Annotated in this window: 13 protein-coding genes; 11 read left to right on the top strand and 2 right to left on the bottom strand. The window is 37.5% G+C overall.

Annotated elements, in window-relative coordinates; all coding sequences use genetic code 11:
* Positions 1-2 precede the first annotated feature (2 nt).
* The 7 genes from L1I30_RS01015 (at position 3) to L1I30_RS00985 (ending at position 11,141) form a co-directional block, all read left to right on the top strand.
* Entirely contained in the window at positions 3-2,003 is a 2,001-nt protein-coding gene (locus L1I30_RS01015) for a glycoside hydrolase family 97 protein (RefSeq protein ID WP_236132385.1), read from the top strand.
* Positions 2,003-4,168, top strand: a complete 2,166-nt coding sequence (locus L1I30_RS01010) for a glycoside hydrolase family 3 C-terminal domain-containing protein (RefSeq protein WP_236132384.1) — start codon at positions 2,003-2,005, stop codon at positions 4,166-4,168. The genes L1I30_RS01015 and L1I30_RS01010 overlap by 1 nt, the downstream gene beginning before the upstream one ends.
* 12 nt (positions 4,169-4,180) lie before the next feature.
* The gene (locus L1I30_RS01005) at positions 4,181-6,421 is read left to right on the top strand and encodes a glycoside hydrolase family 3 C-terminal domain-containing protein (protein WP_236132383.1); all 2,241 of its coding nucleotides are present in this window, start codon (positions 4,181-4,183) and stop codon (positions 6,419-6,421) included.
* A gap of 11 nt (positions 6,422-6,432) precedes the next feature.
* A complete protein-coding gene (locus tag L1I30_RS01000) occupies positions 6,433-7,863 on the top strand; it encodes a cellulase family glycosylhydrolase (RefSeq protein WP_236132382.1) in 1,431 nt (476 codons plus the stop codon).
* Between the two features lie 97 nt (positions 7,864-7,960).
* Positions 7,961-9,391, top strand: a complete 1,431-nt coding sequence (locus L1I30_RS00995; protein ID WP_236132381.1) for an alpha-L-fucosidase — start codon at positions 7,961-7,963, stop codon at positions 9,389-9,391.
* 317 nt (positions 9,392-9,708) lie between these two features.
* The gene (locus L1I30_RS00990; RefSeq protein ID WP_236132380.1) at positions 9,709-10,551 is read left to right on the top strand and encodes a universal stress protein; all 843 of its coding nucleotides are present in this window, start codon (positions 9,709-9,711) and stop codon (positions 10,549-10,551) included.
* Positions 10,548-11,141 (top strand): outer membrane beta-barrel protein, encoded by a 594-nt coding sequence (locus tag L1I30_RS00985; protein WP_236132379.1) that lies wholly within the window; start codon positions 10,548-10,550, stop codon positions 11,139-11,141. The genes L1I30_RS00990 and L1I30_RS00985 overlap by 4 nt, the downstream gene beginning before the upstream one ends.
* A gap of 20 nt (positions 11,142-11,161) precedes the next feature.
* Here L1I30_RS00985 and L1I30_RS00980 read toward each other — a convergent pair whose 3' ends face one another.
* A complete protein-coding gene (locus tag L1I30_RS00980) occupies positions 11,162-11,659 on the bottom strand; it encodes a DUF456 domain-containing protein (RefSeq protein ID WP_236132378.1) in 498 nt (165 codons plus the stop codon).
* Between the two features lie 151 nt (positions 11,660-11,810).
* On the opposite strand from L1I30_RS00980, the gene L1I30_RS00975 reads away from it, so the two are divergent.
* From L1I30_RS00975 to L1I30_RS00960, 4 genes are all read left to right on the top strand, one after another.
* Positions 11,811-12,167 (top strand): BlaI/MecI/CopY family transcriptional regulator, encoded by a 357-nt coding sequence (locus L1I30_RS00975; protein WP_236132377.1) that lies wholly within the window; start codon positions 11,811-11,813, stop codon positions 12,165-12,167.
* A gap of 4 nt (positions 12,168-12,171) precedes the next feature.
* The gene (locus L1I30_RS00970; RefSeq protein ID WP_236132376.1) at positions 12,172-13,602 is read left to right on the top strand and encodes a M56 family metallopeptidase; all 1,431 of its coding nucleotides are present in this window, start codon (positions 12,172-12,174) and stop codon (positions 13,600-13,602) included.
* A 13-nt stretch (positions 13,603-13,615) separates the two neighbouring features.
* Positions 13,616-14,731 carry a tetratricopeptide repeat protein gene (locus tag L1I30_RS00965; protein ID WP_236133039.1) on the top strand — a complete coding sequence of 372 codons (1,116 nt, stop codon included), beginning with the start codon at positions 13,616-13,618 and terminating at the stop codon, positions 14,729-14,731.
* A 64-nt stretch (positions 14,732-14,795) separates the two neighbouring features.
* Entirely contained in the window at positions 14,796-15,272 is a 477-nt protein-coding gene (locus L1I30_RS00960; RefSeq protein ID WP_236132375.1) for a hypothetical protein, read from the top strand.
* A gap of 20 nt (positions 15,273-15,292) precedes the next feature.
* On the opposite strand, the gene L1I30_RS00955 is transcribed toward L1I30_RS00960, so the two are convergent.
* A complete protein-coding gene (locus L1I30_RS00955; RefSeq protein ID WP_236132374.1) occupies positions 15,293-16,420 on the bottom strand; it encodes a glycosyltransferase family 2 protein in 1,128 nt (375 codons plus the stop codon).
* Between the last annotated feature and the right edge of the window lie 33 nt (positions 16,421-16,453).

Genomic DNA, 16,453 nt, shown 5'->3' with positions numbered 1-16,453 from the left:
GGATGATTAAACGAATTGTATGTTTCACTATTTTATTGATGGCGTACTCTGGCTATGCGCAGAAGAAAAAGGGATATGAGCTAAAGTCACCAAATGGCACGAATCAAATTTCCTTTAATCTTGATAATAATAAACCTTCGTACAAGGTGTCTCATGGTGATGCTATACTAATTCAACCTTCCTCAATGGGTTTTGTGTTTAAAAATAGCGATTCCCTTTACAAAAATATGGAGGTGCTGGAAGTTGAAAACTCTTCTTTTGATGAAGAATGGGAACAGGTATGGGGAGAAAAACACAAGATTAGAAACCATTATAATCAGATGGAAGTGAAACTTGTGGAGCGAACGGATAAAAAAAGAAGACTGAATATTCATTTTCGTGCTTATAACGATGGAATAGCTTTGAGATACGAATTTCCGGAACAGGGCATAGAAGACAGTATTTTTATAATGGATGAGCTTACTACTTTCAATTTACAGAATGATGGTAAAGCTTGGTGGATTCCTGCATATGATGAGCAGCGTTATGAAAATCTATTCACTGCCTCACCAGTTAGTACTTTGGATACAGTTCATACTCCCCTAACTATTGAAAGTAATAGCGGACTGGCTTTGAGTTTTCACGAAGCAAACCTGCAGGATTTTGCAAGTATGACTCTGGCCCGGGTTTCAGATAATCAATTAAAGGTAGATCTTGTTCCATGGTCAGACGGGGTGAAAGTTCGCACTACAAATTCTTTTATTACACCCTGGAGGACCCTGCAAATTGCTGAAAAACCTACCGATCTTATAACTTCCTATTTGATCTTAAATTTAAATGAACCCAATAAATATGAAGATTCCAGCTGGATAAAACCATATAAATACATTGGAATTTGGTGGGGAATGCATATTGGAAAATATACTTTTTGGGAAGGTGAAAATCAGGGTGCGACCACGAAAAATGCCAAGGAATATATAGATTATTGCAAGCAGCTTGGTGTAGATAATCTCTTGATTGAAGGCTGGAATAAAGGCTGGACACCCCAATGGTATGAAAACCATATGCATCAATTTAGTTTTACGGAAGAAGCCGATAATTTTGATTTGAAAGAGGTAACAGATTATGCCCGTGAGCATGGTGTTGAAATCATCGGTTATCATGAGACTGGATCAAACCTGATAAATTATTTGAGTCAGATTGATGAAGCATTCAAACTTTATAATAAAGTGGGAATAAAAAGTGTGAAAATTGGGCAGGTAGGATCTAAAATGAATATGAAAGAGTGGCACCACGGTCAGTTTGGAGTTAATTACTATCGCCATGTGTTGAAAAAAGCTGCAGAGTATAAATTAACTGTTTTTTTTCATGAACCTATAAAAGATACCGGGGAGAGAAGAACTTACCCTAACATGATGTCCAGGGAAGGAGCCAGAGGACAGGAATATAATGCCTGGAGTGACGGCAATCCACCGAACTATACCGCTGTATTACCATTTACAAGATTATTGGCAGGGCCCATGGATTACACTGCCGGAATATTAGATGTAGAAATTAGTCAGGGCTATCCGGGACGTAGGGTGCATGGTACCGCGGCTCAACAGCTTGCGCTCCTGGTTACAGTATTTTCGCCTGTCCAGATGTATGCCGATCTTCCGGAGAATTATATTAACCAGCCGGCTTTTAAATTTCTAAACGATGTGCCAACAAATTGGGAAGATACTAAAGTGCTAAATGGGGAAATAGGGGAATATATTACCACGGTTAGAAAAGATCTGCATAGCGATGACTGGTACCTTGGAAGTATCACCAATGAAAAAGCCAGGGATTTTGATATACCCCTTGATTTTTTGAAAGCAGGAGTTACTTATACGGCTGAAATCTACGCTGACAAAGAAAATACTGATTATGATAATCACCCTGAAAAAGTAAGTATCACCAACAGGAAAGTAAAAAAAGGAGACATCTTAAAATTACATTTAGGTGCTGCCGGAGGAGCTGCTGTTAGATTTAAAAGAATATAATGCTTAGAAAAGTTGGAATGTTTATATGTATTTTGTGTTGCTACTGTACTTCAGTGGCACAGGAGAAGTATGAATATCCTTTCCAAAATCCCAATTTGGATACTGAACTACGGATTGATAACCTTCTCTCTTTAATGAGTCTGGATGAAAAAGTAAAGGCTTTAAGTACAAATCCTTCAGTTCCCAGATTAGGAATTAAGGCCACGGGACATGTTGAAGGTTTACATGGTCTCGCGCTTGGAGGGCCTGCTCAATGGGGAGGCAAAGGTAAGGCACCTCTTTCAACTACTACTTTTCCTCAGGCCTATGGGCTGGGGGAAACCTGGGATACACACCTGCTTAAAAAAGTGGCAAATGCAGAAGCTTTTGAAACGCGGTATACCCTGCAAAAATACGATAGGGGCTCATTAGTAGTTAGAGCACCAAATGCAGACCTGGCAAGAGATCCCAGATGGGGTAGAACTGAAGAGAGTTATGGGGAGGATCCTTATTTAACCGGACAGTTAAGCGTTGCTTTTATTAAGGGATTGCAGGGAGATCATCCGGATTACTGGCAAACAGCTGCCCTGATGAAGCACTTTTTGGCAAATAGTAATGAAGATGGTCGTACCTATACATCTTCTAATTTTAATGAACGCCTCTGGAGGGAATACTATGCAGTTCCTTTTAGAATGGGAGTAGAAGAAGGAGGGTCCAGGGCTTACATGGCAGCTTATAATAAGGTAAATGGTATTCCGGCGATGGTACACCCAATGCTAAAGGAGATCACGCAAAAAGAATGGGGGCAAAATGGTATAATTTGTACTGATGGAGGTGCTTTTAAGTTATTGCTTTCAGACCATAAATATTATCCTGATAAATATAAAGCAGCAGCTGCCACAGTGAAGGCTGGAATTAATCAGTTCTTAGACGATTATACCGAGGCTGTTTACGGAGCTCTTTCCAATGGATATCTAACGGAAGCTGATATCGATAAGGAAATACGTGGAAATTACAGGGTTATGATAAAACTTGGACTTTTAGATAATCCTAATGAGAATCTTTATTCACAAATTGGTAAAAGTGAAGAAAAGGATCCATGGGAAACGGAAGCACATAAAAACCTGGCCCTTGAGGCAACTCGAAAATCTATCGTGCTTTTAAAGAATGATAAGAAGAAAAATTTATTACCTCTCAATAAAAATGAATTAGAGCATATAGCGGTTGTTGGGAAAAGAGCTGATGAGGTCCTGTTAGACTGGTACAGCGGAACTCCCCCTTACAAAATAACCCCTTTACAAGGAATAAGATCTAAAGCAGGAGAGAATATCAGGGTATCTTATGCTGTAAATAACGCTGATGGAAAAGCAGTAAAACTTGCAAGAGAGGCAGATGTCGCCATTGTGGTGGTAGGGAATCATCCTACCTGCGATGCCGGTTGGGCCAACTGTCCTGTGCCAAGCAATGGGAAAGAATCGGTAGACAGGCAGTCACTAGAACTGGAAGAAGAAGATTTAATTAAACTTATTCATAAGGCAAATCCAAATACTGTTGTGGTATTGGCTAGTAGTTTCCCATATAGTATTAACTGGACTCAGGAGAATGTTCCGGCTATACTACATATGGCGCAAAATAGCCAGGAAATGGGAAGCGCCCTGGCAGATGTGTTGTTCGGAGATTACAATCCTGCCGGCCGTTTAACACAAACCTGGGTGCAATCTATTACAGATCTACCAACTTTAATGGATTACGACATTAGAAATGGAAGAACCTATATGTATTTTGAGGGTAATCCGCTTTATTCATTTGGTCATGGCCTGAGTTATTCAAATTTTGAATACTCCAATCTCAACTTAGAGAAACCCTTTATTAAAGAAGATGAAGAACTTGAAATTTCAGTAAACATTAAAAACACGGGGGATTTTGATGGAGATGAAGTAATTCAACTTTATGTCGATTACGGAGAGGCAGAAGTTTCCCGACCCAGAAAAGCTTTAAAAGCATTCAAAAGAATATTTATTGAAAAAGGTCAAGCGAAAACGGTATCACTTAAACTTCGGGAAAAAGACCTAAGATACTGGAATGTCGAAGAGCAGAAGTTTGTACTGGAACCAGGAGTTATAGAAATTCAGATTGGTAAGGCTTCAGATAATATTCAATTAAAGAAAAAACTAACCATAAGATAAAGATTCACCGCTATGAAAAATAAGATCATCTATTTAGCCATTATTAGCTTCCTGATAGTTTCATGTAAAGATCGGGAACAGGCGCAGGTTGCAAATACAGAAAATAAAACCGTAACTACTAATTATTCAGGAGATCCTATTACCCATGAATTCGATACAGAGATCGATAGTTTAATAAGTAAAATGACTCTGGAAGAAAAAGTTGGGATGTTGCATGGTAATACGATGTTTGCCACAGCGGGAGTGGAACGTTTGGGTATTCCGGAGCTAACCATGGCCGATGGTCCTTTAGGTGTTAGAGAGGAAATTTCCAAGGATTCGTGGGCACCTGCAGGTTGGGATAATGATTTTGCAACTTACTATCCGGCAGGAGGTGGATTGGCTGCAACCTGGAATACGGAACTGAGCTATCTTTTTGGAAACAGTGTGGGAGAAGAGGCTGCAGCAAGAGGAAAGGATGTTTTGCTTTCTCCTGCGATCAATATTATTCGGACTCCTCTAGGTGGGAGAACATATGAGTATTTCACGGAAGACCCGTTTTTGAATAAAAAAATAGTAGTGCCTTTCGTTGTAGGACTTCAGGAAAATGATGTTGCAGCCTGTATAAAACATTATGCGGCGAATAATCAGGAAACTCATCGCGATTATGTAGATGTTCAGATAGATGAGCGCACACTGCGTGAGATATATTTACCTGCTTTCAAAGCCGCTGTAGAAGATGCAAATGCATATAGTTTTATGGGAGCGTATAATAAATTTAGAGGTGATTATTTATGTGAAAATAACTATATGCTAAATGAAGTTTTGAGGAGGGAATGGGGTTTTGAAGGAATTGTGATTTCAGATTGGGCTGCAGTTCATACCACGAAAAAGGCACTGGAGAGTGGAACCGATATTGAAATGGGTACTCCAAAACCTTTTAATGAATTTTATTTTGCCGATTCTCTCATTGAAGCTGTAAATACTGGAAAAATAGCCGAATCAGAAGTTGATAAATCGGTAAGACGAATCCTTCGCGTGATGTATACCATTAAAAGCATAGATGATAAAGGACGTGTTAAAGGAAGTATAGATACAGAAGCACATTTTCAGGATGCTTACAAAATTGCATCAGAAAGTATTATACTATTAAAAAATGACAAGAAATTATTGCCCTTGAATCTGGACGCTATAAAAAGTATCGCTGTCATTGGAAATAATGCCACTAAAAAGAATGCGCTGGGTGGTTTTGGAGCTGGTGTCAAGACCAGAAGAGAGGTAACTCCTCTGGAAGGTTTAAAGCACCGACTTCCGGAAGGTATTACTATTAATTATGCGGAAGGGTATCAGGAAAAATATGCTAAGAATGAAAAAGCAAAATTCGGAGATATTACTTTAAACGGACCTGTACCTATAGATGAACTGGATCCTCAAATGCTCGAAGAAGCAGTTGAAGCAGCAAAAGATTCTGATGTGGCAATTATTTTCGCTGGTTCCAATAGAGATTATGAAACAGAAGCATCAGATAGGGCTAATCTGGATCTACCATTTGGTCAGGAAGAATTAATTAAAGAAGTACTGGCCGTAAACCCCCGCACTATCGTAGTGATGATCGCAGGTGCCCCATTTGATATAAAGGAGATCAGTGAAAAAAGTAATGCCCTGCTGTGGAGCTGGTTTAATGGATCGGAAGGTGGAAATGCGCTTGCTGATGTGATCTTAGGCAACATCAATCCATCTGGGAAATTGCCCTGGACAATGCCGGAAAAATTAGAGGATTCACCTGCTCATGCTACTAATAGCTTTCCGGGAAACCAAACAGTTTCTTATGATGAAGGGATTCTGGTTGGATATCGCTGGTTTGACACAAAAAACATAGCACCACTCTATCCATTTGGTTATGGCTTATCATATACCAGCTTTGTTTTTTCCGGACTACAAACAGAAAAGAAAACCTATTCAGTAGAAGATACAATTTCAGTCAATATTGATGTGAAGAATACCGGGGAAATGCAAGGAAAGGAAGTAGTTCAGTTATATGTTTCCAAGCCTGATTCAGCGGTGAAAAGGGCAGCGCAGGAACTAAAGGCCTTTAAGAAAGTAGAAATTCCGGCAGGTGAAAAAAGAACAGTTTCCCTCACTATTCCGGTAAAAGAGTTAGCCTACTATAACGTGGAAAGCAAATCTTGGGTAGTAGAAAAAGGTTCCTATCTCCTTAAAGCAGGGAACTCTTCCAGAAATATAAATTCAAAAATTACCATAACAGTAAAATAAAACCTATCAATATGAAATCATTAGCTATTTATTTAAATTTCACCTGGTTGTTAGCGGTAAGCTTAATATCTATTGCGTGCACCAGTGACGACGGGGAGGTTACCGATAATAATATTTCAGTAGATAAAACTGAACTGTTGTATGCTACCGCTGGTGGTAGTGAATCGATTAATATAAAGTGCTCGGCTAATATTGCCTGGGGAGTGAAAACCGATGCCGACTGGTTATTAGTTTCCAAGACTTCGGGTGTTGGCACTACGATGCTTTCTATAGAAGCCTCTGCAAATAATTCTGAGGAACCCAGAACTGCTATAGTAACGGTATTTACAGTAGATAAATCTTTGGAAATAGAGGTGACGCAGGAAGCGACAGCCCAATCGATTTCTCCGGATGCATCAGGAATGAGTGATTTTACCGCTGTAGAATTATCAGAAATTATGGGAGTGGGATGGAATGTTGGTAATTCATTAGATGCAGTGGGCGGAGAAACTGCCTGGGGAAATCCAACGATTAATAAAGAACTTATTGATGCTGTAAAAAGCGCCGGATTTAATACGGTTAGGATACCTGTTGCCTGGAGCAATTATATAGAAGAGGGTGATGAAAATTTTACCATTAGTAATGAAGGACTTTTGAGAGTTGAGGAAGTGGTGAATTATGTTTTGGAAAATGATATGTTCGCGATGGTAAATATTCACTGGGATGGTGGCTGGATGCAGCCCACTTATGAGGAACAGGAAGATGTGAATGATCGATTGAACAAGATGTGGCGTCAAATCGCCATACATTTCAGAGATTACGATTATCACTTGATATTTGCAGGTACAAATGAGGTTATGGTTGAAGGAGATTATGGAACTCCCACAGAGGAATATTATAGCGTTCAAAATAGTTTTAATCAAACCTTTATAACCACGGTGCGACAAACCGGTGGAAGAAACTCTTACAGGTATTTAACTGTTCAGGGTTTTAATACGAATATAGATCATACGGTAAATTTTGCTGAAATTCCCGAGGATTCAGTAGAAGACAGGATGTTCATGGAGGTGCATTATTATGATCCTTATGAATTTACTTTAGATGTGAGTAACGATAATATATGGCAATGGGGCGAAATTGCAACAGATCCTTCTGCTACTGCATCATGGGGTGGAGAAGAATGGCTTGCAACACAATTTCAGAAAATGTATGATAATTTTGTTAGTCAGGGTATTGGAGTAATTCTTGGAGAATATGGAGCCAGTTACAGGGCAGATATACCGGAGGCAGAAGCTTACCGTGAATATTATTATGAACAAACGACCCAGGAAGCATTAGAACATCAAATTGTTCCTGTAATTTGGGATAACGGGTATCCTGATAATCATCAAATGGGATTATTTGATCGTAATGATGGCACGGAATATTTTCCTGATTTAATTGATGCCATTACCGATAATTAAAATCTTTTAATACATGCTTACATACTGGAACTATCCTGTCTTTATATTATTACTTGTTGGTTGTTTTTTAAGTTGTAAAAGCGAGAAAAAGCATGAGATGGAAAGAAATCCTCGATATGTAGCAAATTGGGATTCACTGGCTGCTTATAATGAGGCTCCAAAGTGGTTTCAGGAAGGAAAATTTGGAATTTATGCACATTGGGGAGTATTGTCGGTCCCTGAATATGCAAACGATTGGTACCCCAGGAACATGCATATTTTGGGGTCTGATGAAAATAAATACCAGATTGAAACGTACGGCCCATTATCAGAATTTGGCTACCACGATTTTGTTCCAGCGTTTAAAGCAGAAGAATTTGATGCCGGGGCCTGGGCAGATTTATTTAAAAAGGCCGGGGCGAAATTTGCGGGGGTGGTGGCTATACATCATGATGGATGGTCTAACTGGGATAGTGAAATAAACCCTTGGAATTCTATGGATATGGGGCCAAAAAGGGATGTGCTTGGTGAACTGGAAAAAGCGATTCACGGCAAGGGTATGAAATTTATAACTTCATTTCACAAAGCAAGAAATTTGCAGGTTTTTCAAAAGGACTCTACCAAATGGCTGGATGATACTTCCTATTTTCCATATCATCCCGAAATGGCAACTTCTTCAGAAGATTCCCTACTGAGAATTATGTATGGCAATATTCCGAAAGAACAGTTCTACAAGAACTGGCTGGGAGAATTGAAAGAAGTAGTTGATAATTATCATCCCGATTTGATCTATTTTGATAGTAAACTAGATAAAATTCCGGATGAATATAAAAGAGAGTTTACTGCCTATTACATTAACGAATCCCTAGCCAGAGATAAGAAAGTTGTAATTACACATAAAGAAGGGGAGTTGCCAAAATCGGTTAGTCTGGAGGATTTTGAAAAAGGAAGGGCTAATGAAATCAAAAAGGAATATTGGCTTACAGATGAAACTGTGACTTTAGGAAGCTGGAGTTATGTAAAGGACCTTTCCTATAAAACAGCAAATGACATTGTTGATGTATTGGTGGACATTGTAAGTAAAAATGGGGCATTAATGCTAAATGTGTCACCTAAGTCTAATGGGTTGATTCCTCAGGAACAACAAGATATTCTTATAGAAATAGGAGAGTGGCTGGAAATAAACGGAGAGGCAATTTACGGGACTTCTCCCTGGATAGTGTTTGGAGAGGGGCCTACCAAGCAGGAAAAAGGCGGGATGTTTCTGGACTGGATAAAATATACAGCTAAAGATGTTAGGTATACCACAAAGAAAAATACTATTTACGCTACAATTATGGGAAGGCCGGGAACAAATATGCCAATTGTTTTAGAGTCCTTCTCCAAAAAGAAAATAGCAGATCGGCCTGAGATCAATTCTATTAGAGTATTGGGATTAGATGAAGATATTTCCTTTGAGCTTTTGGAGGATGGACTTCATCTCAACATTCCCAAATCTGAAATAGATGATAAAGCATTTGTGTATAAAATTGAATTAAAATCATCTTAGGTTGTTTATACAGGAATTCAAGAACGGTTAGTTAAACAGCTTATGAAATCCTGAATTGTACAAATTTCAAATCACCACTTAAAAGCTTTTTCCTATATGTATGGGAGAAGGCTTTTTTGTTTTTTATAATTCTCACTCATTTTCGGAAATTTAGTTTTAATAGCTAAGCTTAAAGCTATTATATTGAGTTTGCTAGAAGCTAATTTCCTATAAAGTATAAAAGAGTATAATGACCTAGGTCATATTTTTTATTGCTTAGACCGCTTAATTTTAATGCATTATCGAAATATCGATAATTCCCTATTAAAATTAATGTCATGAAAAACATACTCCTACCTACAGATTTTTCTGAAACTTCAAATAATGCTATAGAATATGCATTGAAGTTCTTCAAAGATGAAACCTGTACTTTTCATTTGCTAAGTATTTATAAAGTGTGGGAGTACACAACAGATAACCTTATGCAGGCTTCTCCAGACAATAGCCTTTATGAGTCCTTATTGTCTGAAAGCAAAAAGAAGTTAGCGGTTTTAGCTGAAGAGCTTGAAAAACGCTCTATTACCAGAAAATTTAAGTTTAATACTATTACCGATTATGATGTTTTTACCGATGCTATTAATCAGGTTATCGAGCTCAAAAACATCGATCTCATTGTTATGGGGTCCGATGGCGCTACAGGTGCTGTAGAAATATTATTTGGAAGTCATGTTTTAAGAGTGAGCAGGAAGGTGGATTGCCCATTGCTTATAATTCCTAAAGATTATGTGTTCAGGCAGCCTAAAAATATATTATTGACAATTGATTATGATACTTATTTCGACCCTGCGGCAGTAAAACCTTTAATGGATTTAATATTCAATAAAAAGTTGCACTTGCATGCTCTGAGAATGATGCCGGAAAACATAGAGCCTGCCGAAAAATCTATTGAAAAAATGAAAGTTCAGAAGCATTTTAAGGAGGCAGAATGTTCATACTATACACTGCAAGGTGTTTCTACAGAAGACGCTGTGTACATTATTACTCAGGTCTTAAAGATGGATATGAACCTGATGTTAGCGCGTAAGAAGTTGTTTATAGAGCGATTTCTATATGGCTCCCATATTTCCAAAATTATTTATAGAACTCGTATTCCACTATTAATGATCAATGAGGATGAATGAAATTGAAAGTAGTTATGAAAAGCACATTGTCTATATTTTTTCTTTCTATATTCCTGATGTTTTCCGGTTTGCTTTATGCCCAGGAAAAATGGAATTTAAATTTCAGGCCAGCGGTTAATTTTGCTACTCAAGATGTAGGAGATGCAGAAATAAAGACCGGGTTCGGATTCGAATTTACTGTAGGTTATAAAATTGTAAGACCGTTAACAGCTTATGTAGGTTGGGGATGGAATCAGTTTACTGCTGAAGAATCTTTTGCCGGAATAAATGCCGATATTGAAGAGACGGGTTATGTATTTGGATTGCAATTCAATTTGCCGGTTAAGTCTTCCAAAATGCATTATTGGGTTAGTGGCGGTGGAATTTACAATCATATAGAAACCGAAAATAGCTCAGGAGATCTTAAGTTCAACACAGACCATAAAATAGGTTTTCAAATTGCAGCAGGTTTGAAGTTTGTAATAGCTGAGACTTGGAGACTATCACCGGATGTTCGGTATAGATCTTTATCTACTACCATTAAATCAGAAAATATAGATTTGGAGCTTAGCTACCTTTCTTTTGGAATTGGGCTCAGCAAAGCTTTTTAATAACTTCTAGATAATGGGGTTTAAAAAACAAGATCTCTATAATCCCATACCTTGTATAAGAATAGGAGAAGAAAAATAAAAGCGACTAAAAATTCCATAAAACTGGAAGCGAGAAAACCTATAAACGATCCGTAGGCTGCTCTTAGTGCCGATTTGGAATTGCTCTTATTCAAAATCTCTCCAATAAAAGCACCTATAAATGGTCCTATTAATATACCAAAGGGAATAGGAGCAATAATGCCCGCTATAAGACCCACCGTAGCGCCGATCATTCCATATTTACTGCCTCCATAACGCTTGGTGCCCATTGCTGGTACCGCGAGATTCAATGCATAGATTAAAATAGCCACTACTAGACTAATGCCTAAAAACCAATAGTTCATGGATATAGAAGGTGCGAAATGAAGCACTAATAATCCTAACCAACTTATAGGTACCCCTGGTAGTACTGGTAGAAAGCTTCCCAAAATGCCTACAATCATTAATATTCCTGCAATTGATATAAGAATTAAATCCATGTATAATTAATTGTTTCAGCTAAAGTATCAAAATAAAATACATTTTATAACTAATAAATTAGTTTAAACTAAATATTTAGTTTAAATTCGTTTTGAGCTTATTGATAAATCAGCAGTTCAAATAGATATAGTTATCAGTTAATTTTAATTTATGAAACAACTTACCAAAGCAGAAGAAGAGATCATGCAAATTCTTTGGGAATTAAAAGAGGCCAATGTGGCTACTATTATTGAAGAAATGCCTGACCCAAAGCCGGCTTATAATACTGTTTCTACTATTGTGCGTATTTTAGAATCTAAAGAATTCGTTACGCATAGAAAAAAGGGGAAAGGTTATATCTACTTGCCTTTAATTGAGAAAGAGACTTATAGCAACCAAAGTATGAATAAGTTAATGGACAATTATTTTAATGGTTCTTTTAAAAGTATGGTATCCTTTTTTGTGAAGAAAAATGATCTTGATACAAAAGAGTTGGAGGCTATCCTAAAGGAGATCAATAAAAAGTAAACTTATGATATTCTATATTTTACAAGTCGTATTCTTCCAGCTGCTATTTTTAGTGGTATATGAAGTATTGCTGAAGAAGGAGACCTTTTTTACTTATAATAGAATCTATCTTCTTCTTACCCCGATCTTTGCATTTATATTGCCCCTTCTGAAGATAAAAGTTCTGGGAAAAATTGCTGAAGAATCATTATATGTACAACTTCCTGCCGTATTCATTAATTCACGACCTGCCACAAATATCGTTGCTCTTCCCGAGGTGCAGGTAAGTATGGCCCAGGGAAGGTTGGTAGACTGGCCTTTTGTGATCTATATAGCGGGTCTTTGCATTAGTATTTTGCTATTCGCTTATAAATATCGGACTATTTTAAAACTTTTAAGTCGGTCTTCTAAATTTAAGGATAAGGCCGTCAAATTTATTAGTATTCCTAATAGCGACATGGCTTTTACCTTCTTCAATCACATATTTTTAGGAGAGAAGTTAGAAGAAGAGCAGCGAGCGCATATTGTAAATCATGAGTTGGCTCATGCCAGGCAATATCATAGTTTAGACTTGTTATTGTTCGAAGTATTGAAGATTATATTCTGGTTCAATCCGCTAATATATATCTACCAAGCCAGACTGACTGCTGTGCACGAATTTATTGCCGATGAGCAGGCTTTGAAAGCCACCGAAAGAGCATCGTATTATCAACAACTCTTGAATACCGCCTTTGGCACCACGAATATTTCATTCATCAATCAATTTTTTAATCATTCATTAATCAAAAAACGAATAGTTATGTTACAAAAATCAAAATCAAAAACAATCGCAAAATTTAAGTACTTACTGGTAGTGCCACTTTTACTGGTAATGCTCACTTATGTTTCTTGCACTGCTCAGGAAGAATCTCCATCACCTAAAAGTAGTATTTCTATTGAAGCTCAAATTGATAATTTAATTGAACAAATGGAGTCGAAGGAAAAAATTACCGCTGAAGAAAAAGAAAAAATTAGACTTTTGATGGTTCTGGCTCATCAAAAATCTCCCGAAACATACTACAACAAAGAATCAAATTCATCAGTTTACCCGTATGCTGTTATAGACCAAACACCTATTTATCCAGGTTGTGAAGATCTGGCTACCAACAAAGAGCAAAAAGATTGTATGTCAGCAAAGGTTGCAGAATTTGTTAATAAAAATTTCAATGTAAACTTGGGCAAAGAGCTAGGTCTAACTGGGATGAATCGAGTGATTGTTCAGTTTAAAATAGACGAACAGGGAAATATTGCAAATGTAAAAGCACGGGCACCACATCCAGACCTAGAAGAAGAAGCGAAACGAGTGATAAACTCCTTACCAAAAATGGCTCCCGGAAAGCAGGATGGCAAGGCTGCAGGAGTAATGTATTCTTTACCAATTGTATTTAATATTGTGGAAGCAAGTGAAAATAATTAGAGTATTAATAATAATGTTAGTGTTTAAAGTCGGAGCCCAAACTCCGACTTTAAATATTGCAGATAGTTTGTATGTCGTAGGTAATAATGAGGAAGCTATCAAAGAGTTGGAAATGCTCTCTCCAAAATCGGACGCTGCTCTTTTAAAACTGGCTAGATCTTATAAAGCTATCGGAAATTGGGAGAAAGCTTTGAGTAGCTACGAAACTGTATTACACAAGAACCCTTCCCGAGTGCTTACTGCAATAGATTATGGGGAGGTGTTAATTAAAATGGGTGAACTAAAAGCTGCAGATAGCCTTTTTGCCAATTTAGCAACTCGATATCCGCAAAATGCCGGATTTGAATATCAGCTTGGCTTGATAAAAGAAAAAGAACAGGATAGTACGTATCTGGATCATTTTCGTAGAACGATAAAAATTGATAAATATCATCAGCAGGCTTTATATAAACTGGCAAAATATGAGCTGAGTCGGCGGGAATTTACACTATCAGAGGAGCTGGCATTACAGGGGTTAGAAAAAGACCCGGAAAATGCATCCCTACTTTCCATACTTGCACAAACCTATTTCAATGAGCGTTCTTATATAGTGGCGATAACGCCTTTTGAAAAACTATTAGAGCTAAATCAAGGTAGTGAGTTCGTTCATACCAAGCTTGGCTATTGTTATTATCAGGCGCATTGGGTTGAAGAAGCTATAGGGCAGTATAAGGTAGCTTTAACCTATGAAGATAGAAATTCTGACACCCATTACAATTTAGGGAAATTATATGCCAGAACGGGCGACCTGGAAAAATCTGAAATGCACCTCTTAATGGCGTTGCTTATAAAGAAACAACCTGTAGATAATGAATATCTTAGTTTGGCGCTTACTTACAAATTGAAAGAAGACTATAAGAAATCTCTAGAGTATTTTGATGCGGCGCTGGAGGAGAATCCTGATAATGAGCGTGCTTTATATGAACGTGCGGTGGCTGCAGATAATTATTTTAAGGATATGCAATCTGTTCTAAAATATTATCAGGCCTACCTTAATAAGTATGAAAAAGAAGGTGAAGAGCATTTAGTCTATCTCGCCCAGATTAGAATGAAAGACATTCGAAAAGACTTGCATCTGGCAGGAGAGTAGATTATTTTTCCTAAGCTGCTTAATTTCACTATTTTTGTTGAGATAAGTCTAGACCTAAACCCGAATGAGAAAAACATTACTACTACTACTTTTTCCAATTTTGGCCGGTTGTAATAATTTTGAAACTAAAAAGATCTCTTCTGAAGAGGTACTGGATCAGGAGTCACGATCCTTAAACTGGAGAGAAGTAGATGAATATCCTGCATTCGAGAACTGCAAGAATATCAGCGAACTGCCAAGAGCCAAAGAGTGTTTTGAAGCCACGGTAGCCAATTCAATTTATGCTTACCTCGCAAAGCAACAGCCAATAGTAACTGAAGCTATAGATGATACTCTGATCTTGTATTTGGAAATTGCTAAAAATGGGCAGCCTACGATAGATTCTGTTTCGGTAGACACTATGGTCACATACCAGCTTCCCGATTTGGAAATGTGGTTGCAACAAAGCGTAGATTCTCTACCTAAGATCTATCCTGCCAGTAAAAGGGGAATCCCCGTGTCAAGTGTGTATAAAATGCCTATTATTATCAAAGCTGAATAGGTGTTGTTTTCTAAGCATTTTTAACGATTGAAATTCCTTCCCTTCCATTCAAATCCTTTAAACAAGGAAGCAATTGCTACATAGGTTGAAAAGAAAGGATACAGTATACTGCTCCAAAAATAGGAGCTTAAAATCCCTTTTTTTCCAAAGAAATACGCCGCTTGTTGCAGGAGGATAAAATCAATATTGAATTTAAGTAAGAATAAAAACGCTAACCAGGTAATGGGGAAAGTTCCTGTAAGAGTGAGCAGAAATGCTACTACTATAGAAAGATTCATAAGTAAAACCGATATACCTATCAATTTTGAAAAAACGCTTTTATAAGCATGAGTTTTTGCGGCCCAGCGTATTCTTTGGGATAATAACTCTTTTAAAGTGGGTTGCGGACTAGTAAGTACAATGGCTTTTTCGTTTTTGAGGAAGCTAACTTTTTTATTTTCAGCAACAAATTTCTGTAGTAAGAAAACGTCATCTCCACTGGAAATCTGCTCATTACCCGAAAACCCATCCACTTCTTCAAAGGCAGTTTTTCTGTAACACAAATTTGCGCCATTGCATAAAAATGCTTTTTTCAAGCCAAAACTGCCGGCACCGGCTATTTGTAAGCTTACAAGATCTAGATCTTGAAAAATCGTTAACCAAGAGGAATTATCGCTTATATAGGCTACGGGTCCTGCAAGCATGTCTGCCGACTTAGATTGTAATCCCTCATTAAAAGCCTGCAACCATTTTTTCGGTACTTGGCAGTCGGCATCGGTGGTAATTATATATTCAAATTTAGCGCTTTCAATGGCAATAGTTATCGCATCTTTTTTTGGGGAATTTGAACTTCGGATATTTTTCAGTACCTGAATGTTAAAGTCATGATGAGTTTTTATGAAAGTTGAACATATATTATAAGAGTCATCTTCAGAAGCATCATCGATCAAAAGGATTTCAAATTTTTTAGAAGAATACTCCAGTATGCTTATAGATTCTAAAAGTTGAGGTAGGTTTTCAGCTTCATTTCTAAAAGGGATCACTATAGAAAAGTTTGCGGTAGGGGCCAGGTGCTGCAGCCGGGTCAAAGGTATTTTTCTCCAGCCTAAGAAAAGCGACACTAATAGGAAAGCATATAGAGTGCTAATTAGAACTAATAGAACGATCATTGATTTTAGAAATTTGGCAATGCCCAAATATAC

This window comes from Gillisia lutea (genome assembly GCF_021568705.1).
GTDB lineage: Bacteria > Bacteroidota > Bacteroidia > Flavobacteriales > Flavobacteriaceae > Gillisia > Gillisia lutea.
The sequence above is the reverse complement of the archived record's forward strand: the minus strand, read 5'-3'. Positions and strand labels throughout refer to the sequence as shown.